This is a genomic window from Nonomuraea sp. ZG12 (genome assembly GCF_052068115.1).
Classification (GTDB): Bacteria; Actinomycetota; Actinomycetes; order Streptosporangiales; family Streptosporangiaceae; genus Nonomuraea.
Genome location: NZ_JBQHCW010000020.1, coordinates 94554 through 120309, shown reverse-complemented (window position 1 = coordinate 120309; position 25756 = coordinate 94554). Strand labels below are relative to the sequence as shown.

The following is a 25756-nucleotide window of genomic DNA, read 5'->3' as shown; positions in this document are numbered from 1 at the left end:
CGCGTTCTCCGGACGCGGGCCTTTCGCGTGCAACGAGATCGAGGCGCGCGGTGTTGTACCTGATGTGAGCCACATGGACTGTCTCGATCCCGTGCGCAAGGCGCTGCTGGACGACCTCGACGAGGGGTTCGCCGAGCTGTTCGCCGCGCACCGCGGGCTCGTGTTCACCACCGCGCTGCGCCTCAGCGGCCGGTGGGCCGACGCGGAGGACCTGACCGCGGAGGCGTTCCTGCGGGCCTACCGGGCGCTGGCCGGATACGATCGCGACCGCATCGCCGAGTTGCAGCCGAGAGCCTGGCTGATGACGATCCTGATGAACCTCTGGCGCAACTGCGCCCGGACCAGATCCCGTAAACCGCCCCCCGACCTGCACGAGGTCCCCGTCGAGACAGCCGACCCCCGCGAGAGCGTCGAGGACGCGGCCGTGCGCCGCGAGACGGGCGACGAGCTGCAGGCACTGCTCGGCCTGCTGCCGGCGGAGCAGCGAGCGGCGGTCGTCCTCCGGCACGTCGTCGACCTGCCGGTGAGCGAGATCGCCACGGTACTCAAGATCCCGCAAGGGACCGTGAAGTCGCACGTATCGCGCGGCCTGAAGCGGCTGCGCGCACTGGGAGGCACCCGATGACCCCGCGACCGACAACCCCGGACCCGACGACCGGCGAGGATCGCGACCCGTTGCTCGCCGGGCTGGCGGCGTTGGCCACCGACGCGCCCGAAGAGCTGCTCGACCGGATCGCGGCGCGCCGGGTGCGCGTGCCGGGGCCGATCGGGGAGGTCGACGTGGCCTTCACCGACCACGGGATCGTGTACGTGCACGAGGGCGTGGACGGGTTCGCCGAGTCGTTCAGAAAGCGGTTCGGCCGCCCGCTGCTGCCCGCCGCCAGGCCACCGGCGGGCCTGGTGCCGGCCCTGCGCACCGGCCGCGCCGCAGGGCTGTCGCTGGACCTGCGCGGGCTGAGCGACTTCCAGCGTGACGTGCTGCTCGCCGCCCGCGCCATCCCCAGAGGCGAGGTACGGCCCTACGCCTGGATCGCCCAGCGGATCGGCAGGCCGAGGGCGGTCCGAGCGGTGGGCACGGCCCTGGCGGGCAACCCGGTACCGCTGCTCATCCCCTGTCACCGGGTGACCCGCTCCGACGGGGGCGTAGGGGAGTACGTCTTCGGCCCGGCCGCTAAGGAACGGCTTCTCGCAGCCGAGGGCGTGGACCTCGACCGCCTCCGCGCCCTGGCCCGCGAGCGGGTCTTCTACCTGGCCAGCGACACCACAGGCGTGGTCTGCTTCCCGACCTGCCACAACGCCCGCCGCATCACCCCCGCGCACCGCCACGGCTTCCGCACCCTCGGCCAGGCCCGCACGGCCGGCTACAGGCCCTGCCGCACCTGCCGGCCCGCCGCCGCCTGACCGTCAGTAGGCCTGGAGGTCCGCGGGCGGGGCGGGGTGAGGGCGTCCGGGGGTGGCGGCATAGCGCATGAGGAGGGTGGCGTGGACGACCTCGGCGCCGGTGGCGCGGTAGCTGTGGGGCACGTCGGAGCGCCAGCAGATGTGGTCGCCGGGGCCGGCCGTCAGGGGCGCGTCCAGCGGGCCCGCCGTCAGGGTGCCGTTGAAGACCGTGATGTGCTCGCTGGCGCCCGCGAGATGGGCCGGGGAGGTCTGGGTGATGCCGGGCGGCACGCGCAGGCGATAGAGCTCGTAGGTGACCGTGTCGTCCTCGAACACCTCCAGCAGCGCCGCCTCGACGGCCGTGCCCCGCACGATCCGCGGCTCGGGAGGTGCGTCGAGGATCGCCCCGATCGGCACCCCGAGCTGGGCGGTGATGGCCCAGAGCGTCTCCAGCGTGGGGTTGCGGGTGCCGGTCTCCACGCCGGAGAGCGTGGCCTTGCCGATGCCCGCTCGTCTGGCGAGCTCCGACAGCGAGACCCCGCGCGCCTGGCGCAGTTGCCGGACCCGTTGGCCGACCACGCGCGGGTCGGTGTCCAGTGCGGGCGGCTTCATCCCGCCATCGTGCCGTACCCACGCCCGGATCGGGAGCCCACGCCCGCACCGATCCCGGCACCGTACTCCCATCCCGCTCGCTGCTGTCCCGGCGCTGTACGCCGATCCCGCATCCTGCCGCCGCCGCGCCTCGATCGCGCTGGAAGCGGTGGGGCGGAACCGCTGTGAGGAGGTCGGCGGGGCGTCGATACGCTGCAGAGATGGACCGTAGGGAACGTGCCGTGGGCGCGGTCGTGGGATCGGCCGTGGGTGACGCGCTGGGAGCCCCCTTCGAGTTCGGGCCCGCCGGCGCGTTCAGCGGCCGGTTCCCCGCCGGAGGCGGGGAGATGTGCGGTGGCGGCGGCTGGGAGCCTGGAGAGGCCACCGACGACACCCAGATGGCCGTGCACCTGGCCGAGTCGCTGCTGGAGTGCGGCGGGCTGGACCTGCCCGATGTCTTCGCCCGGTTCCAGCGGTGGGCCGCCGACGATCCCAAGGACATCGGCCTGCAGACCGAGGAAGTGCTCACCAACGGCATGCCGTGGGACCTGGCGGCGGGCTTCCACTTCCAGAGCACGCGCCGCGCCGCCGGTAACGGCTCGCTCATGCGGGCCACCACCTCGGCCGTCTACTTCGCCGCCGACGGGCGTGAGGCGACCATGGACGCCGCCCGGCGCATCGCGGCGCTGACCCACGGCGACCCGGCCGCCTGGGCGGGCACGGCCGTCTACCACGAGCTGCTGCGGGTGGCGCTCGACGGCGGCGATCCCGTCGAAGCCGTGCCCGACGTGCTCACGCACGTCCCCGCGCAGCACCGGGAGCGCTACGCCGTCGTGCTGGCGCCGGACTGGCACCCCGAGCAGGCCACCGAGTTCAACGGCGCGATCTGGCCCTGCCTCGGTTCGGCCGTGTGGGCGTTGCGCGGCACGTCGGGGCTGGAGGAGGCGCTGCGGGCCGCGGTCGACCTGGGCGGCGACACCGACACGGTGGGCGCGGTGACCGGTGGCCTGGCGGGGGCGGTCTACGGTTTCGCGGCGATCCCGGCGCGCTGGACCGAGCCGCTGCACGTGCCTCTGCCGGGGGCGGGGGGTCGGGTGCTGCGCCTGCCGGAGCTGGTGGATCTGGCCCGGCGCCTGGAGAGCCGCGCCTAGCGGGCTGTGCACGTTGCTGCTGCGCCAGATGGAGCAGAACGATACGATTCAGCAGATGTCCGGATCGTCAGGTGTGATGGCACCTCCCCGACCTGGGCCTATACCGGCTCAGAAGATGCCGTCCCCCTTCTCGTTGCCCCTGCACGCCCTCAGGCTTGCGGGGCGATGCGCGCTGCCGTTGATCCTCTGGTTCTCGGCGGGTGAGCTGGCTCGCTGGGCCACGCTCTACCTGGCCTCGGAGATCCAGCACGGCGATTTCTACCAGGCGCGCCTGGTCGCCGCCTACGTGCTGCTGACCGTGGTGATCCTGATCTCGATGACGATGATCACGGGCATGTTCCTGTCGCTGCGCCGCGTGCTCTGGGAGACCCAGGCGCGCCAGGCGGACGGGCAGCCGCCGGAGAAGCTGTGGCGTTCGCTCAACCGGGTGGCGCCGGCCTTCGCGGTCATCTACATGGCCTGGTCGCTGCACATCGAGGACGCGGCCGACTTTCAGCAGATGGACCTGCTCCACAACCTCGACGACAACTTCTACACGCCCATCCTGAACAACGCGGCCAACGGCACGAACGAGGCGGTCACGTACGGCGTGGGTCTGGTCAGTCTGGACTGGCGGGTCTCGCTCGCGGCGATGGCCGTCACCTTCGGGCTGCGCGCGCTGTTCTCGCGCATGGTGGAGAACGGCAAGGGCGGGGCCACCGGCGTCGCCGCCGCCTTTGCGGAGTTCTCCTTCGTGTTCTGCGCGCTGAACGCCCTCTACAACCTGTCGGCGCTGCGGGGCGACTGGGCCGGTCAGCGAGCCGTCGTGGGCGGCGCGACGGACGCCTGGGAGCAGGCCAAGGAGAGCGTCCCCGGCTGGGAGGCGTTCTGGGCCTGGGTCGCCGACGTGTGGCCGTACGCGGTGGACGCGCTCGCCGTGCCGCTCACCTGGCTGGCGGTGGCCGTGCTGGTCTTCGGCGCCTCCGTGGACGACATGCGCAGGGCGGTGCGCGGCACGAAGCTGGAGAAGGGCGTCGACAAGCTGGAGGGCAGCCACTCGATCACCCAGCGGGCCGTGGACCGGGTCGTGGGCGGCTTCGTGGAGCGCTGGGTGCCCGTGGTCAACGCCTTCAGGATCACGGTGAAGGGCGGCGCGACGCTGTTCGGCCTCGTGTGCCTGCTGTACACGGGCCTCCACGTGGGCGTCGACTATCTGACGCGGGCCATCTACACGCTGATCGGCTCGGACGTGCCGTTCATGTGGCTGTTCGTCGGCCATCCCATCGGGTTCGTCCTGGACCTGCTGGTGACCGCCCTGTCCTTCAGCGTGCTGGCCGCGGCGTTCGACATCGCGGCCACCAGGGCACGGCTGCGGGGCGAGGACATCACCGCCTGAAGATCAGCACGTCGTTCCTGGCGGCCTTCTCCTCGTCCTCCGGCTTGACCTCCAGGAGCTTCTCGGTGGGCGTGTCCGAGCGGTAGGTGATGTTCGGCTCCAGGTGCAGCTCCACCTCGTCGGCCACCGCCTTGGGCACCACGGCCAGCGCGGTGTAGTCGTAGGCCCGGTGTACCTCGTGCTTGTCGGTGGGCAGGTTGTCCTCGATGATCTCCACCTGCCAGGTGCGCTCGCGCTTGTCCCGTACGGTCAGCTCGGGCCTGCCGGTGAGGACGGTGCCGGCCTCGTCGGCGGCCTTGCGGGTGACGGTGATTTTGAGCCACTGCTTGTCGGGGGTGTTGTGGGTGGTGCCCGCCGGCGGCGGCGTCGGCTCGACCACGGTCAGCCACGTCACGTGCTCGTACGTCACCTGCTGTCCGACCGGCACCACGTGCACGGTCTCGCCCGGCTGGCCGCTCTTGTAGAACAGGTAGCGGTCGGCCGTCGGCAGGCCCATGCCCAGCGTGAAGGCGACCACCGCGCCGACTCCCAGCAGCAGCGTCCGGCCCCGCCGGGCGGGCGGCCGAACGGCGGCGGCGGGCTCGGAGGCAGGCGCCGGTTCGGGCGTCGGCTCGGGCGCCGGCTCTTGCGGAGGCGGCGGTGAGGGGGGTGGGGCCGAGGACGGCAGCGGCCCGGCGCTCGTGATGGCCGGGATCGGCTGGGTCGCGGCGCTGACCGACTGCTTCCGCGGCGGCGGCCACACCTGCTGGTCCGGGAACGGGGCCGTGCCACGGGGCCGCCGGGGCGGAGCGCCGGGCGAGAAGGGCTGACCGCCCGGCTGCCGATGCTGGCCCCGGCGCGGCCGAGCCGGCCCCTGGGGTGCCTGGGGTGCCTGGGGCGCCTGCGGGTCCCGGGGCGGTGGTGCGGGCTGCGGTGGCTGGGTGGGCTGGCTGGGCGGTGGGGCGAACCAGTCGCGCTCCGAATCGTTCGTGCTCATGGCCTACTTCTTCTCGTCCAGGTCGACGACGTCCGCGGGCGCGGAGCTGAGCTTCTTGGCGGCGGCCTCGTCGATGCCGAGGTCCACCTGCGCCTCCGGCGGCAGCGGCTCGACGTAGAAGCCGCCGGTCGGCAACTGGAACACGGCCTGCGCGCCCGGCAGCGCGGCGGGCGGCACCTCGAAGACGAATCTGCCCGACGCCCACCAGCCCGGCTGGATCCACGGGTTGACCAGCGTCTGGCTCTCGTCGACCTTGTCGGTGGCGACGAACTTCTTGCCGTCGGCGGCGAGCAGGGTGGGCGGCGCCAGGTGTACCGGGTCCTTGGGCACGGTGGCCTCCGCCTCGATCACCAGGAACACCTGCTCGGTTTCCACGATCTTGTCCCGGCTCTTGACCGTCCTGGCCGTGGACACCTTCTTCACGCGCACCGCGAACCGGCCGGCGTCGACCGCCTCGTCCTTCGCGCCCACGTAGGTGAGCGGCGCGTCCATCTCCGCCTGGGACATCTCCCGCGACTGCACGGCCACGGCGCCGGCGACCAGGACCAGGCCGACCAGGGTGTTGACCACCGTGGCGGCCGCCCGGCGGCGCGGGCGCTCCCGCCGCGCCCCGGGCGGGGGCCCGGTGCGCACCTCGTCGGTGGTCGTCATCACGTCCCCTCCTGCTTCACGGGCAGGGTGACGGTCGCGGCCACCTTCTTCACCTCCGCCTTGCCGACGAATCCCCCCTCGGACGGCACCAGCCAGGTGACGACACCGGTCAGCGGGTTCTCCATCTCCTCGTACGCGGCCACGTCGTAGGTCACCTGCTCCGGCGGGGTGGCCGTACCGTCCAGCTCATAGCGGGCGATCACGGTCGCGGCGACGTCAGGATGCAACTGCGAGGACTGTACGCCCTTGGACAGGACGAACAACCGGCCCCCGACCTCGCTCTTGATCTGCGGGGTCATCTTCAGCAGGGCCCCGCCGAAGCTGTAGCCGGAGCTCTTGTCGGTCGGCAGGCTGCCCACGAGGAGGGTCTTGTCGGTCTTGTTCGTCACCTTGAACACCACGTCGAGGAAGCGCTTCTCCTTGGCGAACTGGTTCGCGGCCGGCTCGATCGTCATCGTGGACTCGATGAACTGGGCGTCGAACTGGCCCAGGTCCACGCTCTGCCCGGCCTTGAGCTGTGGTGGCGGGGTTTCGGGGCGCTCGTCGAGGCCGCCCAGCAGAGCGACGACGCCGACGGCGGTGAGGGTCACCAGGGCGAGCACGGGCACCACTACGGGGCGTCTGTGCCTGTCGCTGCCGCCGGAGGGTTCCGTCATGGGTATCGATGGTAATAGGTCACACTTGTCCCACTCACCCCAATGCGCCCATTGTGCTGGTCGAATTGCCGAGAACCCTGCCGCAGCAGGGGTTGTAACTCATACGCTGTCACGGAGCGGAGGGACACCGACCCTACTGACGACACAGCGCAGCCGGAGGGGGTCACGTGGCGGACGTGCATCCCGATCACGCACAGCTGCAGGCTGACCGTATCTACCTGGGCTGGCAGTACATCCTGGTGCACCCCGACCCGGGGCCTCCCCCGAAGCGGCCGTCGCCCGCCGAGGAGAGCGACTCCGTCAAGGGCGACACGGACGCGGAGCAACAGGCCGAGCTGCTGCGCCGCGAGCGCCTGCAGGAGGACATGCTCAACCGGCCGGTGCGGCGGGTCCGGATGTTCATGCTCCTGCTCACCCTGTTCCTGCTCACGCTGGCCATGACGGACTATCTCGGCTGGTCCTTCGCGCTCATCGGCATGCTGGCGACCGGCGGCGTGGCGGCCATCTGCAGCTACGCCCTGCTGCAGGGCGACCGGGCGGTCAAGCACCGGGTCCACGAGCAGCAGGCGAGGGATGACAGACAGCGTCAGGAACGTGACAAGGAGCTGTTCCGCGCCCAGGAGGAGCACGCGCAGCGCTACCGGGAGTGGCAGGAGGTCAAGGAGCGCCACGACCGCCAGCTCACCTGGTACGCCGTCGCGGTGCCCGACGACATCGACCGCATCGACGTGGCCGGGGGCACGCTGCCCGGCTGGTCGGCGCTGATCACGCTGCTCGGCGCCACCCGGCTCTACAGCGGCGGCCACCTGACCGTGCTCGACCTGTCGGAGGGCGCGATCGCCAAGGACCTGATCGAGCTGGCCCGTAAGGGCGGGGACGATCCGCTCGTGTGGGTGCTGCCGGTCGACCTGCCCAGGCTCGACCTGGGCGCCACGCTCAAGCCCGAGGCGTTCGCCGACGTCCTCGCGCACGTGGTCAGCGTCAGCGAGGAGCACCGCAGCACCCGCGACCTCAGCTTCGACAACGCCATCCTGGAGCGGGTGCTGGAGGTGCTCGGCGACAACGCCACGATCAGTCAGGTCACCGCCGCGCTCCGGGCGCTGGCGCAGGTCGGCGACCCGCGCGAGGACCTGCGGTTCGGCCTGATCACCGCCAGCCAGCTGGAGCGGATCGGCACCCTGTTCGGGCGCGGCGTGAGCGACCGGGTGGTGATCGAGCGGGCCTGGGCGCTGGAGTCGCAGCTGCGCAAACTGGAGACGCTCGGCACGCAGGCCGTCCGCCTGCCGCCCGCCAGGCTCCGGGTCGTCAGCATGGACCGGCAGGCCGGCGTGTTCGGCAATCGGGTGCTCGGCACGTACGTCGCGACGGCCCTGACCCACATCCTGCGCCAGTCGCCCGCCTCCGACCGGCCCTGGTACCACACGATCATCGTGGCGGGCGCGGACAAGCTCCGCGGCGACGTGCTGGACCGGCTGATGGACGCCTGTGAGACCTCCAGGACGGGGCTCGTGCTGACCTACCGGTCGCTCACCCCGACCGTCCGCGAGCGGCTCGGCAGGGGCCACGCCGCGGTCGCCTTCATGCGCCTGGGCAACGCCGAGGACGCCCGGGTCGCCAGCGAGCACGTCGGCACCGAGCACCGGCTGGAGCTCGCCCAGCTCACCGAGACGATCAGCGAGTCGCTGCCCGGCCTCGACGGCGGCTACACCTCCACCATCGACCAGCTCGACGACTCCGCAGAACAGCGCGCCGAGAGCCATGCCGACCTGGCCGAGGACATCACCGAGTCGACCGAGTGGGGCCGGACCGCCGACAAGATCTCCGAGAAGGAGCGGGTGCTGCAGCGCTCGCGGGAGTTCCTCGTCGAGCCGCACCAGCTCCAGCAGCTGCCCACCACGTCCGTGATCGTCACCGACGCCACCGCGGAGGGCAGGCGGGTCCGCCTGGCCGACGCGAACCCGGCCATACTGACCTTCCCCAAGACCACGCTCGGTGAGCTGGACGACGTCCGCGAAGCCCGCACCGCCGTCGAGCGCGCAGCCGGCAACGGCGCCGGCAGTGCGGCCGGCGGTGCGGCCGGCAGCGGCGACGCGGACCCCCCGCCGAACCTCGGGCCACCACCGCCACGCCTGGACTGGCGCAAGGACAGGCAATGACGGTCAATGAAATGGTCAATGTCGAGGTGATGCGCTGACGGGCGGCGGAGTTTTACTAACAACCGTCTGTGGGGGGATGAAATGCAGTCGAGTGTGTCGCTGAGCGGTCCCTGGTACCGAATCCAGTCGATCGCCGCACCCTCGCGTAGCTCGTCGGCAGAGTGGGATTTCGTCACCGTGCTGCCCGCCGTGCTCTCGGCCGCGCAGCGCGACCGGCCGTTCGTCATCGGCTGGCTCTCCCGGGGCTCCGGCGCGCCGCTCGAACTGATCACCAACGCGGGGCCGCTGTCACCGCCGCGCCAGCCGCGCCGGGCGCACGACGCGCCCGGCCGGCCGGGCGGCCCGCAGCCGTTGCTCTTCCCCGGTGGCGCGCGCGGCGTCGAGCTCGACGAGGAGTACCTGGCCGACCTGGCCGACCTGGTGTGGACGCCGTGTCCGGGCCGCCAGGCGCCGCCGCTCGGCGGCCGGCGTGAGTACGGCGGCGATCCCGACGAGCTGAAACGCCCCACCTTGTTCGAGTCGACCCTGGTCACGCTGATGTCCCGGCCGTTCGCCTGGCTGGTCGTGGCCGAGCCGACCGACCTGCTGGACGCCGAGGTGGCCCACCTGCGCACCCAGCTCAACGTGCTCAGGCAGTACGGCGACGCCTCGGAGCGGTCCAGGTTCGACGCCGAACGGGCCGAACGGCGCATGCAGGAGCTCGACGCCTTCCGCGAGGCGGGGCTGTGGAACACGCGGGTGCTGGCCGGCGGCGCCACCGCCGAGGAGCTGCGCCAGATCGCCCCCGTGCTGGTCGGCTCGGTCGAGATGAGCCACCACCCCTACCGGCTGCGCAGCGCCCAGGGATCTGTGTACGCCCTGGCGGACGCGCTGGCGATCACCATGCAGGACCCCGCCGACGGCGCCGCCGCTCCGTTCGCCGCGACGGCCGGAGCGCTGGCCGCGCTGGCCGGGCTGCCCCGCCGCGAGGTGCCGGGCGTACGGGTGCTCGACTCCGGGTTCTTCGACGTGACCTCGGAGGCCGAGGACGGCGAGCTGGAGCTCGGTGAGATCCTCGACGGCCAGGACCGAGCCGTCGGCTCGTTCCGGGTGCCGCTGGCCACGCTCAACCGGCACGCCTTCGTCACCGGCGCCACCGGCTCCGGCAAGTCGCAGACCGTCAGGCACCTGCTGGAGCAGCTCAGCCACGCGAACATCCCCTGGCTGGCCATCGAGGCCGCCAAGTCGGAGTACGCCGCCATGGCCGGCCGCGTCGAGTCGCACGGGCCCGTCACGGTGATCAACCCGTCCGCGCCCGGCGGCGTGCCGTTCAGCATCAACCCGCTGGAACCGGAGCCCGGATACCCGGTCCAGGCGCACATCGACATGGTGCGGGCGCTGTTCATGGCCGCCTTCGACGCCGAGGAGCCGTTCCCGCAGATCATGTCGCTGGCGCTGCAGCGGGTCTACGAGGCCACCGGCTGGGACGTGGTCACCGGCGGCGCGGTGCCCGGCTCGAAGGTGCCGCCCAGCGTGCCCACCCTGGAGCAGCTCCAGCAGCACGCGATGGATGTGATCAAGGAGATCGGCTACGGGCGCGAGGTGCAGGCCGACGTCGAAGGCTTCATCTCGCTCCGGCTGCGCTCGCTGCGCGTCGGCTCCGCCGGGCGCTTCTTCGAGGGCGGCCACCCGGCCGACATCGGCGGGCTGCTGCGGCGCAACGTGGTGCTGGCGATCGAGGACGTGGCCAACGACGAGGACAAGGCGTTCCTCATGGGCACGCTGATCATCAGGATCGTGGAGCACCTGCGGATGCGCGCCAGGCAGGAGAAGTCCACCGACCTGCGGCACGTCATCGTCATCGAGGAGGCGCACCGGCTGCTGCGCGACCGCGGCGCCGGCCGGGCCGCCACCCACGCCGTCGAACTGCTCGCCGGCATGCTCGCCGAGATCAGGGCGTACGGCGAGGGCATCGTGGTGGCCGAGCAGATCCCCACCAAGCTCGTCTCCGACGTGGTCAAGAACACCGCGCTGAAGGTCGTGCACCGGCTGCCCGCGGAGGACGACAGGCAGCTCGTCGGCGCGGCGATGAACCTCAGCGAGGAGCAGTCCCGCCAGGTCGTCTCGCTGCCGCCGGGCGACGCGGCGGTGTTCGCCGACGGCATGGACCGGCCGCTGCGCGTGCGCGTGCCGCTCGGCGAGAGCCGCGAGAAGCTGCTGACCAGCCCGCCCCCGCCGATCCGCGGCCGCAGGTCGGCGGCGTGCGGCGGCCAGTGCCGCACCGGGCAGGCGTGCACGCTGGTCGAGCTGCGCGAGGCCGACGTGCTGGCCGACGCGCCGGAGTGGGCCTGGCTGCGCATCTGGTGCGACACGGTCGTGCTCGCCTTCGTCAGCAACCGGCCGCTGCCCGGCGTGCCGCGCTCGCTGGCGGCGGCCTGGGCCGAGCTGCCGGCCCGGCGCAGGGAGTGCCTGCTGGCCACCCTCGTCGAACGCTCGGTGCAGCGGCGCGCCTGGTCGCTGCGGAGCTGGTTCGACCCGGCGCTGCTCACCGAGAAGGCCGCGGAGACGGCCACCCGCCTGCTCGCCACCCTGGACAACGGCGGCGAACGCCCCGGCGCCTCGTGGGTCATCCCGCAGGTGCGCTGGCTGCACGAGGTCGACAGACTCTTCCCGTACGGCAGGCCCGCGCCCGACCTGCGCAGCCCCGCGCCTCCGATGGAGTATGCGCTCTTCCGCCGGCAGCCCAACGGCGACAGCCCTGGTCCCGGCACTGGCAACGGCAACGGCAACGGCTCGGGTGACCTCGCGCGCACCGAGCTGCTCGGCCACCGCGCCAAGGCCCTGCGTCACCACCCGCTGTCGATGGAGGTGGACCACAACAGGGCGCTGGCGTGGCGGGTCATCCTGGGCGACGACGAGAGCGAGAGCGTCCAGCGGGACATCACCACGGTCGCCGTGGGGATCGAGACGCAGGCCCGGCTCCGCCATGTCGGCCAGACGATGGGCGCCGGGTGGCTGGAAGGGGTCCTGTCGTGGCCGCGCAGGTTCGTGCTCCCGTTCGAGCAGGGCGGCGCTCCGGAGATCTCCTTCGCTGAATCCAGCTGACTTGGCGAATCACCCGAATCGGACGTGTCGCCGACCGTCAGATGGAGGTGCCACGCCCCCGATGACGACTAGGATCCCTGTACATGACCCAGCTTCCACTACGGGCTCAGCTCGCGAGCGCCCTGGGCCGCAGTGCCGCGACGCTGTCCAGGATGACCGGGCGCGGCGACGGCTCGGTGATCGGCGGACGGGTCGGCCTGATGCTCGAGCCCGATCTGCTCCGCCAGCTCGCCCGTGATCGCAAGCTGGCCCTGGTCAGCGCGACCAACGGCAAGACGACCACGACGAGGCTGATCACCTCGGCGCTGCTGCGGCTGGGGCAGGTGGCCACCAACGCGTTCGGCGCCAACATGCCCGCCGGTCACGTCTCCGCGCTGTCGCAGCAGAAGGGCGCCCCCTACGGGGTGCTGGAGGTCGACGAGAAATACCTGCCGGAGGTCCTCGACACCACCGGCGCGAGCGTCGTCTGCCTGATGAACCTCAGCCGCGACCAGATGGACCGGGCCGCGGAGATCTGGCTCCTGGCACAGAAGTGGCGCAAGGCCCTGTCGGGCAAGCCCACCCACGTCATCGCCAACTGCGACGACCCGCTCGTCACCTGGGGTGCCTCCACCGCGGCCAAGGTCACCTGGGTCGCCGGCGGCCAGCGCTGGAAAGAAGACTCCTGGAGCTGTCCGGAGTGCGGCGGCCCGCTGGAGCGCAAGGACGTCGACTGGGCCTGCCGCGAGTGCACCTTCCACCGGCCCGAGCCGCAGTGGATCCTCGACGACGACGCGGTCATCGACCCGCGCGGCGAGCGGTGGCTGCTCGACATCCAGCTCCCCGGCCTGGCCAACCGCTCCAACGCCGCGATGGCGCTGGCCGTGGCCGAGGCGTTCGGCCTGCCGGTGGATCAGGCGCTGCCCAGCCTGCGCGAGGTCACCTCGGTCGCCGGCCGCTACACCACGGTCGAGCGCGACGGCCGCCAGGCCCGGCTGCTGCTGGCCAAGAACCCGGCGGGCTGGCTGGAGGCGTTCGACGTCAGCGACCCCGGCCTGCCGATCATCCTGTCGGTCAACGCCAAGGGCCCCGACGGGCGCGACACCTCCTGGCTGTGGGACGTCGACTACCGCATCCTGCGCGGACGTCCCGTGTTCATCACCGGCGAGCGCCGGCTCGACCTGGCGTTGCGGCTCGAAGTGGCCGACGTGCCGTTCGCCACCTGCACCTCCTTCTCCGAGGCGCTGGCCATGCAGCCGCCCGGCCGGGTCGACGTGATCGCCAACTACACCGCCTTCCAGCAGATCCGATCGGAGTTCGGTCGTGCCGTCTGACAGCGCCCTGCGCATCGTCTGGATCTACCCTGACCTGCTGAGCACCTACGGCGACCAGGGCAACGTGCTCGTCCTGGAGCACCGGGCGCAGCGCAGGGGCATCGAGACCGAGACCATCCACGTCCGCTCCGCCGACCCGGTGCCGGAATCGGGTGACATCTACCTCATCGGCGGCGGCGAAGACCGTCCGCAGATCCTCGCGGCCGAGCGCCTGCGCCGTGACGGCGGCCTCCACCGCGCCATCGCGCACGGCGCCGCGATGCTGGCCGTGTGCGCCGGCTACCAGATCATGGGCAGCACATTCGGCGGTGAGGAAGGCCAGCCGGTCGACGGCATCGGCCTGCTCGACATCGCCAGCACCCGCGGCCCCGCCCGCGCAGTCGGCGAGCTGGTCGCGGAGGTGGACGCCAACCTCGGCCTGCCCACCCTGACCGGCTTCGAGAACCACATGGGCGTCACCAGCCTCGGCCCCGGCGTCAAGCCCCTGTCCCAGACGATCAAGGGCGTCGGCAACGGCGACGGCTTCGAAGGCTGCTACGCCGGCCACGTGGTCGGCACCTACCTCCACGGCCCCGCCCTGGCCCGCAACCCCGCCCTGGCCGACCTGCTGCTCTCCTGGCGGGCCGGCGAGCTCGCCCCCCTGGACGACACCCGCTACGAGCAACTCCGCCAGGAGCGCCTCGGCGCCGTGCTCGCCCAGTGATCCCAGGTCAGTAGACCAGCGCCTGCGCGCCCTCCGCGATGGCTTCCTCGACGAAGGTCGGGGCGCCGGCGATGCGGACACCGTCGATCACGTCGTCGACGGTGATGTCGCGGCGGGCCGCGCACTGCGTGCACAGGGTCACCCGGCCGCCCGCGAGGACGGCGTCCAGGAGATCCGGCAGGGGTACGGCGTGCGCAAGGGTGAGCTCCTTGGCCTTGCCCGGAAGGGCGAACCAGGCGGACTCCCCGGTCAGCCAGAGCGACACCGGGACGCCGCTCGCGAGGGCGGCCGCCGCGACCGTGAACGCCTGGTTGCAGCGCTCGGGTGCGTCGGCGCCTGCTGTCACTTTGATCACCAGTGATCGTGCCATGCCCGTCACCTTAGTCCCCGGCGGAGTCAATAGGGTTGGGCACCATGGGAGTAGAACACGAGGAGCCGGTGCCGGTGCACCCCGACCTGGAGCCGATCGCCTTTCTGCTGGGCCGGTGGGAGGGCGCGGGCGTCGGGGGCTACCCGACGATCGAGAGCTTCAACTTCGGTCAGGAGATCGAGTTCGGCCACAACGGCAAGCCCTTTCTCAGTTACGTGAGCCGCACCTGGCTGCTGGACGAGGACGGCAACCGGGTCAGGCCGCTGGCCACGGAGTCCGGCTACTGGCGGTCGCGGGCCGACCGGCAGCTTGAGGTGGTGCTGGCGCACCCGACCGGCGTCGTGGAGGTCTACGTCGGCGAGGTCGTCTTCCACAAGATCGAGCTGCAGACGGACGTGGTGGCGCGCACGGCGACGGCCAAGGAGTACACCGCCGGACGCCGCCTGTACGGCCTGGTCAAGGGAAATCTGATGTGGGCGTACGACATGGCCGCCATGGGACAGCCGCTGACGTCGCACATGTCGGCGGAGCTGAAGAAGGTGGGTTGACCAGATGAGCTCTCCGTTCACCGCGGACGCGGTGGAGGCGATCAAACGCCACATGAACGACGATCACGCCGACGACGCACTGATCATCGTGCGGGGTCTCGGCGGCAGGCCGGAGGCCACCACGGCGGTGACGAGCGGGGTCGACGCGGAGGCCATCGAGTTCACCGTCGACGGCGGCGAGCAGGTCAGGGTGGCATGGGGGGAGAGCCTGACCGAGCGCGCACAGGTGCGCATGGCCGTGGTCCGCCTCTACCGCGACGCCTGCCGTGAGCTGGGCATCCCCGCCAGGGGAGAGCACTGAGAACTGAAGAAGGGCCCCGGGCAACGTTCCGCCTGCCGAGCAGGTGGGCCGGATGGACTAAGGCCGGGATCGGATCCCGTCCTCCGGCTGCCAGGGGCCCCGGTGGTTGCCTCGTACTCGCGAACGACTCGAGACAACAAGTCCGCGTCGTTAGCGGACAACCACCTCGCTAGTCCAATCATGAATCACCATTGTTTGGACCACCTCCTTTCCGCGTACTGCAGAAGCTATGCGGTCACGCGCGGACGAGGCAAGCGAATAACCATCGGCCGTACACTCGGGACATGACGGAGACGCAGTGGCATGAGGAGCTTCGCGCCAAGGGCTATCGGGTGACTCCGCAGCGGCAGCTCGTGCTGGAGGCGGTCAAGGAGCTGGAGCACGGCACTCCCGAGGAGATCTGCGTCAAGGTCCGCCAGACCGCCCGCGGCGTCAACATCTCGACCGTCTACCGCACGCTGGAGCTGCTCGAAGAGCTCGGCATGGTCACCCACACCCACCTCGGCCACGGCGCCCCCACCTACCACCTGGCGGCCGACGCCGACCACGTGCACCTGGTGTGCCGGGGCTGCGGCGAGGTCGGTGAGGTGCGCCCGCAGCTGGCCGAAGGCCTGGTCAAAGGCCTGGACGACGAGTTGGGTTTCGAGGCCGACGTACGACACCTGACCGTCTTCGGACGCTGTCACAACTGCCGTTAACCTGGAGGCATGCGTAGCCCTCTGCTCGATCTGCCCGGCGCCGTCGCCGCCGACGGTCCTGACGCCGACGTCGCCGCCCACTACGGCGACCTGTTCGCCGAGCAGCGCGTCCTGGTCAAGGGTGAGGCGGTCGTGGACCGCAGCAACCGCGAGGTGATCCGCGTCGCGGGGGCCGACCGGCTGAAATGGCTCAACGACCTGACCTCCCAGAAACTCGACACCCTGGCCCCCGGCGAATGGACGCAGACGCTCCTGCTCGACGCGCAGGGCCGGCTGGAGCACCACCTGACGATGGTGGACGACGGCACGGCGGTGCTGGCCCACGTCGAGCCGGGCACCTCGGCGACGCTGATCGACTATCTCGACCGGATGCGGTTCATGCTCCGCGTGGAGGTGTCCCTGGCCGAGGACCTGGCGGTGCTGTCCTCGGCGACGGAGGACTTCCTGGTGCCGCGGGCCGAGCTGCCCGACCACCTGGGCAGGCCGCTGGCCGGGTTGTGGGCCTACGAGGCGCTGCGGATCGAGGAGCACCGGCCCCGGGCCGGCTTCGACACCGACCACAAGACGATCCCCCACGAGGTCGGCTGGATCGGCTCGGCCGTCCACCTCAACAAGGGCTGCTACCGAGGTCAGGAGACCGTCGCCAGGGTGCACAACGTGGGCCATCCGCCGCGCCGCCTGGTCTTCCTGCACCTGGACGGCAGTGTCGACACGCTGCCCCCGCACGGCGCACCGGTCATCTTCGAGAGCCAGGAGGTCGGCACCGTCGGATCCGCCGCCCGCCACTACGAGCTGGGGCCCATCGCCCTGGCCCTGGTCAAGCGGACCGTTCCGGTGGACGCGACGCTGCTGGCCGGGGGAGTCGCCGCCGCCCAGGAGGTCATCGTGCCGCCCGACGCGGGCCGCAACGTCACCATCGACCCGGCCCTGCGCCGCCGCATCCGCTGAGGGTCGGACGTCCTGGATGATCGGGCCGTCGTCCTGCGGTCAGACGTCCAGGACGAGGGTGATCGGGCCGTCGTTGACGAGGGAGACCTGCATGTCGGCGCCGAAACTGCCGGTCTGCACGTGCGCGCCGAGCCCGCGCAACTCCTCGATCACGGCGTCCACCAGGGGCTCGGCGACGGGGCCCGGAGCGGCGGCCTGCCAGGTGGGACGCCTGCCCTTGCGCGCGTCGCCGTACAGGGTGAACTGGCTGATCACCAGGAGCGGCGCCGAGACGTCGGAGCAGGACTTCTCGCCGTGCAGGATGCGCAGCCCCCACAATTTGGCGGCGAGCCGGGCCGCTTCCGCGCGCGTGTCGGCGTGAGTGACACCGACCAGCACGAGCAGGCCGGGCTCGTCGATCACGCCGATGACCTGCCCGTCGACCGTCACGGACGCTGAGCTCACTCGCTGTACCACTGCTCGCATGGGATCCCATTCTGGCGCAGATGCGGTGCTCCGTAGACTCTGCGCGAAAGGGGTGGCAGATGTCGCTGGTTGTGGAGGTCGTCAGGTCCGGGTTCGTGGAGTCCAGGCACCAGGCCCGGATGCTGACCTTGGACGCGGCCGGCCGTCCTGTCGAGGCGCACGGCGCGGTGCACGTGCCGGCCTCGCCGCGTTCGTCGATGAAGCCGCTGCAGGCGCTCGGCATGCTCCGCGCCGGGCTGGGCCTGAGCGGCGAGCTGCTCGCCCTGGCCTGCGCCTCCCACGCGGGCGAGCCCTATCACGTCGAGGGCGTCAGGAAGATCCTCGCGGGGGCCGGGCTGGATGAGTCGGCGCTGCGGTGCCCGGAGGACTACCCCGAGGACAGAGCGGTCACCGACCGGGGCCGCGTCTACATGAACTGCTCCGGCAAGCACGCCGCGATGCTGGCCACCTGCGTACAGAACGACTGGCCGCTGGCGACCTACCTGGAGCCGCCGCATCCGCTGCAGCGGGCGATCCGCGCCACCGTGGAGGAGTTGACGGGCGAGCGGATGGTGGCCTCCGGCGTGGACGGGTGCGGGGCACCGCTGTTCTTCGTCTCGATGCTGGGCGTGGCCAGAGCCTTCGCCGCACTCGCATTGAGCACAGAAGCGGGCACAGACGACGGTGCGGGCGAACGCACCGAGCACGACGTCGGGGGCCGTGCTCAGGGCCGTGCAGAGGGCCGTGGAGAGGATGGCGCTGAGGGCCGTGCTGAGGGCCGCGACGAGGGTGGTGCTGAGGGCGGCGAAGGAAGGCGCGCTGGGGGTCGCACAGGAGGGCGCGCTGAGGGCGGCACTGACGAGGGCACCCAGGTCGACCCTGTGAGCACTGTGAGCACTGCGGGCAGGCGGCCGCGGGTGGTCTTCGACGCCATGCGGGCTCATCCCGACTGGACGTCCGGCACCCACCGGCCCGAGGCGGCGCTCATGCGTGCCCTGCCCGGCCTGGTGGTCAAGGCCGGGGCGGAGGGCTTTCAAGCCTTCGTGTTCGAGGACGGGCGCGCGGGCGTCATCAAGGTCGAGGACGGCGCCGGACGCGGGCGCACCCCGCTCACTGTGGCGGCGCTGCGCACGCTCGGGCTCACCTCGCCCGAACTGGACGCGCTGGCCACGCAGCCCGTACTGGGCGGTGGCCGCCCAGTCGGCGAGCTCCGGGTCCGTTAGAGCGGTTGCCGCCAAGTCGGCGAGCTCCGCGTCCGTTAGAGCGGCCCCTGCAGACGGCTCCGGCGGCGCTGCGCGCCTGTACGAGGTGCGCGTCCGCTAGTCTCCGCGCGTCCGTTAGCGGTCCCTGGCAGCGGCCCCGGCGGCGCTGCGCGCCTGCGTTCGCTAGCCCCTGCGCGTCCGCTGGCCCTGCGTTCGCTAGCCCCTGCGTTGCGCTGGCCTGCGTGTCCCCTGGTCCTCGCGCGTCCGTCTAGAGCTACGTGCCTGTTGGAGATGCGCGTCTGTAAATCCCGCGCATCCGCTAGGGCTGCGTGTCCGTTAGAGTCGCGTTCCGTCGAAGTTGTGCATCCGTCGAAGTTGCGTCTCCGTTGGAGCTGCGTCTCCGCCACTAGAGGGTGCGGAACTGGCGGGTGGCCGAGATCGCGCCCGAGGTCGTCGTGGTGAACGTGCGCATCGAACCGGCGAACTTCGACAGGTCCCACTCGGCCGGCCCGTGATACCAGTAGAGGTTGTCCGAGGGTGAGCCGTTGCCGGTGACCGAGGCGACGACGCGCGACCAGTGCTCCACCCCGTCGAAGATCACGGCGTACGGCAGATAACGGGAGAACAGCTCCACCCGCTGTTTCTCCGGCACGTCACCCAGGTCACCCGAGAAGAGGAATTCGCGGAACCCCAGGGTGTGCGCCAGCGCCGCCGAGCCCTTGGCGGTCTTGGCCGGCATGTACTGCCCGCCCACGGACAGCGCCCCGCCCGCGATGATCAGCGCCAGCCCGATCAGGCCGTAGGTCGTCAACCAGGCCAGCGCGGCCGTGGCGAGAACACCCACGACCATGACGACCGCGCCGATCGTGGTCCAGCGGGTGCGCTCGGCGTCGGGGCGGCGGGCGAACCAGCCCTGCGAGACCACGTCGGCGTACAGCGCGTCGCGGACCTTGCCCAGATGGGCGGCGAACGAGCCGGACAGATGCGACAGCAGCACCGCGTCCCGCGCGTCGAAGATCGCGTCGTACAGGGCCCGCTCGTAGGGGAGCAGCGCGGCCACGGGCGCGTGGGGCTGCTTGACCAGCATCCAGTCCGGGGCGTCGTACGTCTGCCGCTGCTGCTCGTCGATGCGGAGGTAGCCGCGTACGGCGAGGTCAACGATCGTGGCCGTCACGTCGACCACGTCGGCCTGCTCGTCGACCAGGGTGCCGATCTGGCCGGGCCGCACCCCGTCGGGCGGGGAGAAGTGGCCGTCCCGCACCGGGTCGACCGCGCCCCTCTCATGGTCGACGATCCGGGCGTCCCGGCCGCGCGTCCAGTACAGCGCGGCCAGGCCGCCGAGGAGCAGCACCAGCAGGGCGGCCAGCGCGCCGCCGGTGACCGGGCTGAGGGCGAAGGCGGCGGCCAGCGAGAAACGCCTGTCGATGATCGGCTGCCCGCCGCTGGCGCCCCGCGGGAAGCCGACGACCACGGTGAGCGCCTGGCCGGGAGCGAGGCCCGCCTGCTCGAAGTCGGCCCGGGTCGCGGAGTGGTCCATGGAGGCGGAGGTGCAGCCGATGGCCGAGGTCAGCTCACCGGCGAAGCACGACAGGCTCTGCACCTGGCCGGGACCGTTGATCTTGACTGTGGCCTTGGCGACGGCGGTGTTCCAGCCGTTGACCGCGAACCAGCGCAGCTCCTCCATGCCGCCCGTCGCGGTCACGGCGCCCTTGACGTCGTACTCGACGGTGGCCGGAGCCGTCACAGTCAGCACGTCGCCGGTGAGCTTGCCGCCCTTGACGCCGGAGATCTCGTACAGCCGGTCGCTGGTGTCGTCGTAGCGCGTCCTGGTCAGGAACGTCCGCTTGAGCTCTCCCTCGGCGCCGCTGATCTTCTCTACGACGTGCAGGGTGCCACCCTTGCCGAGGGTCATCGTCACCTCGTCGGTGATCCCTGCCGCCGCCATGGCGGGAGTGGCGGACGCAGAGGCCACCACCAGAGCGATGGCCCCCAGCGCAGCCAGCATGTGCCTGAAACCCGTCATGGCCGCACATGCTAGCGGTTCCCCCCGACAACCCCCGAAGATGGAGTCCACATGCGCCAGGAGGAACCGATGAGCAGCACTCCGCACGCGGAGGGACCGATCAGCGGGCCCGGCGCGGTCCAGGCGATCCGGTCGGGTGACGTGCCCGCGCTCCGGCGACTGCTGGCGTCCGACCCGGCGCTGGCCACCGCCCGCGTGGACGGATCTCGTACGCTCCTGCACGTGGCCACCGACTGGCCGGGCCACTTCCCGAACGTCGCCGAGACGATCGCCGCGCTCGTCGACGCGGGCGCCGACGTCAACGCCCCCTTCGGCGGCGACCAGCCCGAGCACCAGGAGCGCGGCGAGCACGACGAGCACGGAGAGCACGGCGAGTACGGCGAATCCGACGAACGAGGCGCTCGCGGCGGGCATGCCGAGACCCCGCTGCACTGGGCGGCGAGCAGCGACGACGTCGAGGCGCTGGACGCGCTCCTGGACGCGGGCGCCGACATCGAGGCGCGGGGTGCGGTCATCGCGGGCGGGACGGCGCTCGCGGACGCGGTGGCGTTCGCGCAGTGGGAGGCGGCCAGGCGGCTGGTGGCGCGGGGCGCGGCCGTCGAGCCTCGCCACGCCGCCGCCCTCGGCCTGCTGGACCAGGTCACGGTCTCCGGTCAGGACGAGGTCGACCTGGCCTTCTGGTACGCCTGCCACGGCGGCCGGCGTCAGGTGGCCGAGCATCTGCTGGCGCGGGGCGCCACCGTGGACTGGGTGCCGTCCTGGGAGCCGCTGACGCCCCTGGACGCGGCCGAGCGCCACGGCTTCACCGCCGTAGCCGCCTGGCTACGCAGCATGGGCGCGCACTCGTACCAGGACCTCTGAGCGGCGCGGCCGATCAGGGGGCGCTGAGCGGGCGCGCTCGAGTGGGGGCGCTGAGCGGGCGCGCTCAAGCAGGGAGCGCTGGCCGGGCGCGGTCGAGTAGGGGGCGCTGGGCGGGCGCGGTCAAGCAGGAGCGCTGAGCGGGCGCCGTCAGTCGGCGATGGCGATGCGGAGGCGGCGGAAGCCGCGGCCCTTGCTCTCCACCTTGGTCACCTTGACGCGGCCGATCTGCTTGGTGGAGGCGACGTGGGTGCCGCCGTCGGCCTGGGTGTCCAGGCCGTTGATGTCGACGATGCGGACCTCCTGCACCTCCGGCGGCACCAGGTTGGTGGCGGTGCGGATGATGTCGGGGATGGCGAACGCCTCCTCGCGCGGCAGGACGCGCACGTCGATGCGCCGGTCGGCGACGATCTCGGCGTTGCAGGCCGCCTCGACCGCCTCCTTGAAGCCCGCCGGCACCTCCGGCAGGTTGAAGTCCATCCTGGCGGTCATCGGCTCCATGTTGCCCCCGGTGACCAGGCAACCGTAGTCGCGGAAGACGACCCCGCAGAGCACGTGCAGGCCGGAGTGGGTGCGCATGAGGGCGGAGCGGCGCTCGTCGGCCACGGCTGCCCGCACGACCGTGCCGACCGGGGGCACCGGGTCGTCCTCTGCCGGGATCAGGTAGAGATCGTCGCCTTTGCGCACCCCGACGATGCGAGTTTCCACCCCTTGCCAGAGGAGAACTCCGTGATCCGCAGGCTGGCCGCCGCCCCCTGGATAGAATGCCGACCTGTTCACCACGATCCCCTCAGGGGTGGAGTCGAGGACGACGGCTTCGAAGTCGCGAAGGTTCTGGTCGGACAGCTCAAGCCGTTGCGTGCGCCCGTGGAGATCGCTGGTCATACCAGCAGCCTAGAGCTTTCGAGGTGGTACATGCGTGGTCTGATGCATCTCCCCTTCATCGCCCGGGCAGCCGCCTTAATGGCGATTTATGGCACTACGTCGGCCTGTAGTACGGCGGCGGCGGCACCCGAGATCGCACTCCGGACGCCCGTCCGGCAGGGCGCACCGGTGGTGATGTTCGTCGGGGACAGCTTCACCGTCGGATCGGGGCCGGTCCCTCGCTGGCACGCGTACGCGACCGAGGCCGCCCGCCTGCTCGGCTGGCAGCCGATCGTCGCGGGCGCGGGCGGCACCGGCTATCTCAGTGAAGGGCGCGTGGGACGTACGTTCCAGCAGTCGTTCGAGGCGGAGCTCGCCTGGCGGCCGGCGCCCGACGTGCTGGTGATCTCCGGTGGGCACAACGACTGCCGCTGGTCCTCGCCCAAGGTGCGGCGCGCGGCCACCACGCTCCTACAGGACGCCAGGGCCACCTGGCCACGGGCCGAGGTCGTCATGGTGGGCCCGATCTGGATGGGGCGAGCCCCGGCGAAGGCCTATCGCGTGCGTGACGTACTGGCCGAGGTGGCGGAGCGTCAGGCGGTGCCGTTCCTCGACCCGATGCGCGAGCGCTGGACCGCGGGCGGAAAGGCGGAGATGACGCTGCCCGACGGCGTCCATCCGACGCACGCCGGGCATGTCCGGCTGGGGACGTGGCTGGCCGGAGCCTTGAGCCGGCTACCTCACCAGGGTCCGTAGGGCCCCTGGTTGCCGCCGCGCCCGCCCATGCCCTTCACCGCGGGCTTGACGTCCACGATGTAGACGGTGGCGGCGATGACGGCGATGATGGAGAAGATCCCCAGGCCGATGCCGAGGAATGCGGCCCCTCCGATGACGAGGAAACTCGTCAGATAGCCATAGGCGCCCGCCGCCGAGAACAGCGTCGCCAGGATCAAGATGATCAGCCAGATGTTCTTCTGCAGCTTCCCCGCCGACACGAACGCGTCGTTCGACACGCGTACCGCATGCGCCAGCGCATACGCCGCCATGCCGAAAATGATCACGGAGAGCACGAGGAAGAGAAAGTTGAAGACGAGATTGATGATTTCCATATAAAGGCTCCGCCCGATGCCGCGATGAGTCGGCCCCAGCCTAATAGGCGCCCCCGGCGCACGGGAGCCACAAAACGAAGGCCCGGCTTTCGTGCGAGCCGGGCCTTCGGTCAGGTCAGGCCTGGGCCTTGGTGGTGCGGGTCTTCTTGACAGGGGCGGCGACGGGCGGCTCGGCGGCCTCCGACAGCTCCTCCAGCTCCAGGGCGGCCTCGCCGGTCGTCTTGCTGACGACCTTGCGGCCCCTGCTGGCGAAGTCCTCGTAGGCCTCCACCGCGCGGTGGGTGAGCACGTCGGCGTACTCGCGCGCCTTCTCCGGGAGCTCCTTGGCGATGCCCTCGGCCTTGTCGGCGTAGGTGCGGGCCCGGACCGGCAGGTCCTTGGCCAGCTCGACACGACGCGACTGCAGCTTCTGCAGCTGGTCGGGCAGCTCGCGCAGCTTCTCGACGGCGAAGTCACCGACGCCGGCGACCGCGTAGAAAGGCTTGGAATCGGTGAGCTTCTTGACCTCGGTGGCCAGAGTCATGGGTTAACCTTCCTTGGTTTCCTGGTTGACGGCGCCGTTGTCCGTGCTCGCCGCATAGGGCTCAAGTGCGGCGAGCAATTCCGGTGGCAGCGGCCGCTCGTCGTCCGTTTCGGAGTCGCGCTGGGGATGGGCATTCTGGGAGGTCTGCTCATCCCCGGCGAGATGCTCCTTGCGGAACGATTCGTAGATATCGATCAGCACCTGACGTTGCCGCTCGGTCAGCGACGTGTCGGCCCTGATCGTGGCGATCACGTCGCTGGGCGGCTCGCGGTCCTCGATGAGGCCGGCCTGCACGTAGAGCGCCTGCGAGGAGATGCGCAGACCCTTGGCGATCTGGTTGAGGATCTCCGCGCTCGGCTTGCGCAGCCCGCGCTCGATCTGGCTGAGGTAGGGGTTGGAGACCCCCGCCGCGGCCGAGAGCTGGCGAAGCGAGATCTTCGCCTGCTGCCGCTGCTCACGGATGTACTCGCCGATCGAGCCGACCTTCGGTAGTGCCATGCCTCCAGTGTGCCTCGCCGTGCTTGCAAATGCAAACACAGTGGTAGCAGGAGCAAGCGCTAGAGCTGGATGACCCAGAGGAAGGGGGTGGAGGTGACCAGGCCCACAGACAGGGCGAGCACCCCGTAACGCAGGCTCACGGGCAGCTCGGGGCCCGGCTTGAGCAGCCGGTCCACCCTGGCCATGACGTGGTGCGCGTGCACGCCCAGCATCCCGCTGGGCGTCGGCATCGCGCCCGCGGTGCCGAACCTGAGCAGCGCGGTGGCCAGGCGGCGCGGCGAGCAGTAGCGGCGGGCCCGGTCGTCGGCCGCCATCTCCACCAGCAGCTCGACCTGCTCCTGCGCCTCGCGGACCACCTTCGCCCAGGGCAGCGCCCTGCGCAGCGCGGTGAACGGCAGCAGCACCAGATCGTGCCGCTCGCGTACGTGCGCGGCCTCGTGCGCGAGCACGGCGGTCAGCTCGTCCTGGGACAGCAGCTTGAGCGCGCCCTCGCTGACCACCACCTGGGAGCGCAGCCCCGGCACGCAGTAGGCGGCGGCGCTCGGGTGGTCGAGCACCCGCACACCTGGCACACCCGGATCGTCACGGGAGATCAGCGCCAGCAGCACGCGGTGCCGCCGCCGGGCGCGCAGCGCCTGCACCCCGGCCGAGATGAGCACCACGACGAGCACGGTCAGTGCGGTGAGCCCGGCGATCATCGCCAGGACGTGCAGCGGGTCCCACGCCACACTCGGCGCCTGGCCGTCGGCGAAGGCGAGCAGGCCGGACAGCACGCCGATCTCGTAGGGCTGCACGCCGAAGGCGAGCATGGAGCCGGTGGTGGCCAGGCCCCAGGCGACGCCGAGTGACTGCCAGAGGATGATGGCGGTCCGTGGCGCGCGGGAGGTCCAGCGGGCGGTGGTGAGACGCCAGGAGCCGATCGCGCACGCCGTGGCGAGCGCGGCCAGCACCACTGCCGTGATCACTCTTCCTCCAGCTCCGTAAGGACTCTGCGCAGGACGTCCGCCTCGGGCCCAGAGACGGCCTGGGCGAAGCGGGTCAGGGCGGCGGACCGGTCACCGGTCATGCCCAGTGCCTCAAGCATAAGCTCAGCGACATAGCTGTCACGGCTTTCGGCGGGCTCGTAGCGCCAGGCGCGCCCGTCACGGGTGCGGTGCAGGAAGCCCTTGCGGGTGAGACGGTCGAGCACGGTCATGACCGTCGTCGGGGCCAGGTCGCGGTCGGCGATGAGCCTGCCGACCTCGCGGGCGGTCAGTGGGTTGTTCTCCGCCCACAGGATGTCCATGATGCTGCGTTCAAGCTCCCCAAGACCCTTCACACTCTTCAGCGTAGTA

The 25756-nt window shown here is 71.3% G+C and carries 28 protein-coding genes; 15 read left to right on the top strand and 13 right to left on the bottom strand.

Annotated features, from left to right (window positions below):
- The first annotated feature begins 73 nt into the window (after positions 1–73).
- Positions 74–625 (top strand): RNA polymerase sigma factor, encoded by a 552-nt coding sequence (locus ACTMTF_RS37045; protein ID WP_397010977.1) that lies wholly within the window; start codon positions 74–76, stop codon positions 623–625.
- Positions 622–1401: a methylated-DNA--[protein]-cysteine S-methyltransferase gene (locus ACTMTF_RS37040; RefSeq protein WP_441114836.1), complete on the top strand. Its 780-nt coding sequence runs from the start codon at positions 622–624 to the stop codon at positions 1399–1401. Before ACTMTF_RS37045 ends, ACTMTF_RS37040 begins: the two co-directional genes overlap by 4 nt.
- Before the next feature lie 3 nt (positions 1402–1404).
- On the opposite strand, the gene ACTMTF_RS37035 is transcribed toward ACTMTF_RS37040, so the two are convergent.
- The gene (locus tag ACTMTF_RS37035; RefSeq protein WP_441114835.1) at positions 1405–1992 is read right to left on the bottom strand and encodes a helix-turn-helix domain-containing protein; all 588 of its coding nucleotides are present in this window, start codon (positions 1990–1992) and stop codon (positions 1405–1407) included.
- Positions 1993–2192: 200 nt separating this feature from the next.
- Between ACTMTF_RS37035 and ACTMTF_RS37030 the strand changes: the two genes are divergently transcribed.
- Together ACTMTF_RS37030 and ACTMTF_RS37025 are read left to right on the top strand one after the other, a co-directional pair.
- On the top strand, positions 2193–3122 hold the full coding sequence (locus ACTMTF_RS37030; protein ID WP_441114834.1) for an ADP-ribosylglycohydrolase family protein: 930 nt from the start codon (positions 2193–2195) through the stop codon (positions 3120–3122).
- Between the two features lie 115 nt (positions 3123–3237).
- Positions 3238–4497 (top strand): hypothetical protein, encoded by a 1260-nt coding sequence (locus ACTMTF_RS37025; protein WP_441114833.1) that lies wholly within the window; start codon positions 3238–3240, stop codon positions 4495–4497.
- Here the strand turns inward: ACTMTF_RS37025 and ACTMTF_RS37020 are convergent.
- The 3 genes from ACTMTF_RS37020 to ACTMTF_RS37010 are packed head-to-tail and all read right to left on the bottom strand — an operon-like array spanning position 4487 to position 6780.
- Entirely contained in the window at positions 4487–5473 is a 987-nt protein-coding gene (locus ACTMTF_RS37020; RefSeq protein ID WP_441114832.1) for a hypothetical protein, read from the bottom strand. The two genes, ACTMTF_RS37025 and ACTMTF_RS37020, sit on opposite strands and share 11 nt — an antisense overlap.
- Before the next feature lie 3 nt (positions 5474–5476).
- On the bottom strand, positions 5477–6124 hold the full coding sequence (locus ACTMTF_RS37015; protein ID WP_441114831.1) for a hypothetical protein: 648 nt from the start codon (positions 6122–6124) through the stop codon (positions 5477–5479).
- Positions 6124–6780 (bottom strand): hypothetical protein, encoded by a 657-nt coding sequence (locus tag ACTMTF_RS37010; protein WP_441114830.1) that lies wholly within the window; start codon positions 6778–6780, stop codon positions 6124–6126. The genes ACTMTF_RS37015 and ACTMTF_RS37010 overlap by 1 nt, the downstream gene beginning before the upstream one ends.
- 167 nt (positions 6781–6947) lie before the next feature.
- On the opposite strand from ACTMTF_RS37010, the gene ACTMTF_RS37005 reads away from it, so the two are divergent.
- From ACTMTF_RS37005 to ACTMTF_RS36990, 4 genes are all read left to right on the top strand, one after another.
- Positions 6948–8936, top strand: coding sequence for a hypothetical protein (locus ACTMTF_RS37005; protein WP_441114829.1), 1989 nt, complete (start codon positions 6948–6950; stop codon positions 8934–8936).
- An 81-nt stretch (positions 8937–9017) separates the two neighbouring features.
- Positions 9018–12020, top strand: a complete 3003-nt coding sequence (locus ACTMTF_RS37000; RefSeq protein ID WP_441114828.1) for an ATP-binding protein — start codon at positions 9018–9020, stop codon at positions 12018–12020.
- 83 nt (positions 12021–12103) lie between these two features.
- Complete coding sequence (locus ACTMTF_RS36995; RefSeq protein ID WP_397010957.1) at positions 12104–13333, top strand: MurT ligase domain-containing protein; 1230 nt, start codon at positions 12104–12106, stop codon at positions 13331–13333.
- The gene (locus ACTMTF_RS36990; RefSeq protein ID WP_441114827.1) at positions 13323–14036 is read left to right on the top strand and encodes a type 1 glutamine amidotransferase; all 714 of its coding nucleotides are present in this window, start codon (positions 13323–13325) and stop codon (positions 14034–14036) included. Before ACTMTF_RS36995 ends, ACTMTF_RS36990 begins: the two co-directional genes overlap by 11 nt.
- Positions 14037–14043: 7 nt before the next feature.
- On the opposite strand, the gene ACTMTF_RS36985 is transcribed toward ACTMTF_RS36990, so the two are convergent.
- Positions 14044–14406 carry a DsrE family protein gene (locus ACTMTF_RS36985; RefSeq protein ID WP_397010953.1) on the bottom strand — a complete coding sequence of 121 codons (363 nt, stop codon included), beginning with the start codon at positions 14404–14406 and terminating at the stop codon, positions 14044–14046.
- Between the two features lie 44 nt (positions 14407–14450).
- Between ACTMTF_RS36985 and ACTMTF_RS36980 the strand changes: the two genes are divergently transcribed.
- The 4 genes from ACTMTF_RS36980 to ygfZ all read left to right on the top strand — a co-directional run bounded on the left by ACTMTF_RS36980 (position 14451) and on the right by ygfZ (position 16901).
- Positions 14451–14954 (top strand): FABP family protein, encoded by a 504-nt coding sequence (locus ACTMTF_RS36980; RefSeq protein ID WP_397010951.1) that lies wholly within the window; start codon positions 14451–14453, stop codon positions 14952–14954.
- A 4-nt stretch (positions 14955–14958) separates the two neighbouring features.
- Positions 14959–15255, top strand: coding sequence for a DUF2470 domain-containing protein (locus tag ACTMTF_RS36975; RefSeq protein WP_441114826.1), 297 nt, complete (start codon positions 14959–14961; stop codon positions 15253–15255).
- A 284-nt stretch (positions 15256–15539) separates the two neighbouring features.
- Entirely contained in the window at positions 15540–15953 is a 414-nt protein-coding gene (locus tag ACTMTF_RS36970) for a Fur family transcriptional regulator (RefSeq protein WP_441114825.1), read from the top strand.
- Positions 15954–15962: 9 nt separating this feature from the next.
- The gene (gene ygfZ / locus ACTMTF_RS36965; RefSeq protein WP_441114824.1) at positions 15963–16901 is read left to right on the top strand and encodes a CAF17-like 4Fe-4S cluster assembly/insertion protein YgfZ; all 939 of its coding nucleotides are present in this window, start codon (positions 15963–15965) and stop codon (positions 16899–16901) included.
- Between the two features lie 39 nt (positions 16902–16940).
- Here ygfZ and dtd read toward each other — a convergent pair whose 3' ends face one another.
- The gene (gene dtd / locus ACTMTF_RS36960; RefSeq protein ID WP_441114823.1) at positions 16941–17366 is read right to left on the bottom strand and encodes a D-aminoacyl-tRNA deacylase; all 426 of its coding nucleotides are present in this window, start codon (positions 17364–17366) and stop codon (positions 16941–16943) included.
- Positions 17367–17425: 59 nt separating this feature from the next.
- Here dtd and ACTMTF_RS36955 point away from each other — a divergent pair, with 59 nt between their 5' ends.
- Positions 17426–18568, top strand: coding sequence for an asparaginase (locus ACTMTF_RS36955; protein ID WP_441114822.1), 1143 nt, complete (start codon positions 17426–17428; stop codon positions 18566–18568).
- Between the two features lie 385 nt (positions 18569–18953).
- Here ACTMTF_RS36955 and ACTMTF_RS36950 read toward each other — a convergent pair whose 3' ends face one another.
- Complete coding sequence (locus tag ACTMTF_RS36950) at positions 18954–20570, bottom strand: DUF2207 domain-containing protein (protein WP_441114821.1); 1617 nt, start codon at positions 20568–20570, stop codon at positions 18954–18956.
- A gap of 69 nt (positions 20571–20639) precedes the next feature.
- Between ACTMTF_RS36950 and ACTMTF_RS36945 the strand changes: the two genes are divergently transcribed.
- Positions 20640–21431, top strand: coding sequence for an ankyrin repeat domain-containing protein (locus ACTMTF_RS36945; protein WP_441114820.1), 792 nt, complete (start codon positions 20640–20642; stop codon positions 21429–21431).
- Between the two features lie 147 nt (positions 21432–21578).
- On the opposite strand, the gene ACTMTF_RS36940 is transcribed toward ACTMTF_RS36945, so the two are convergent.
- On the bottom strand, positions 21579–22313 hold the full coding sequence (locus tag ACTMTF_RS36940) for an alanyl-tRNA editing protein (protein ID WP_441114819.1): 735 nt from the start codon (positions 22311–22313) through the stop codon (positions 21579–21581).
- A 174-nt stretch (positions 22314–22487) separates the two neighbouring features.
- On the opposite strand from ACTMTF_RS36940, the gene ACTMTF_RS36935 reads away from it, so the two are divergent.
- The gene (locus ACTMTF_RS36935) at positions 22488–23048 is read left to right on the top strand and encodes an SGNH/GDSL hydrolase family protein (protein ID WP_441114869.1); all 561 of its coding nucleotides are present in this window, start codon (positions 22488–22490) and stop codon (positions 23046–23048) included.
- Here the strand turns inward: ACTMTF_RS36935 and ACTMTF_RS36930 are convergent.
- The 5 genes from ACTMTF_RS36930 to ACTMTF_RS36910 form a co-directional block, all read right to left on the bottom strand.
- On the bottom strand, positions 23033–23401 hold the full coding sequence (locus tag ACTMTF_RS36930; RefSeq protein WP_397010931.1) for a DUF2516 family protein: 369 nt from the start codon (positions 23399–23401) through the stop codon (positions 23033–23035). The two genes, ACTMTF_RS36935 and ACTMTF_RS36930, sit on opposite strands and share 16 nt — an antisense overlap.
- A 115-nt stretch (positions 23402–23516) precedes the next feature.
- Positions 23517–23924 carry a hypothetical protein gene (locus ACTMTF_RS36925; RefSeq protein ID WP_441114818.1) on the bottom strand — a complete coding sequence of 136 codons (408 nt, stop codon included), beginning with the start codon at positions 23922–23924 and terminating at the stop codon, positions 23517–23519.
- Positions 23925–23927: 3 nt separating this feature from the next.
- Positions 23928–24422, bottom strand: coding sequence for a helix-turn-helix domain-containing protein (locus tag ACTMTF_RS36920; protein WP_441114817.1), 495 nt, complete (start codon positions 24420–24422; stop codon positions 23928–23930).
- 59 nt (positions 24423–24481) lie between these two features.
- Positions 24482–25387, bottom strand: a complete 906-nt coding sequence (locus ACTMTF_RS36915) for a M56 family metallopeptidase (RefSeq protein ID WP_441114816.1) — start codon at positions 25385–25387, stop codon at positions 24482–24484.
- A complete protein-coding gene (locus ACTMTF_RS36910; RefSeq protein WP_397010923.1) occupies positions 25384–25740 on the bottom strand; it encodes a BlaI/MecI/CopY family transcriptional regulator in 357 nt (118 codons plus the stop codon). Before ACTMTF_RS36910 ends, ACTMTF_RS36915 begins: the two co-directional genes overlap by 4 nt.
- Positions 25741–25756 lie beyond the last annotated feature (16 nt).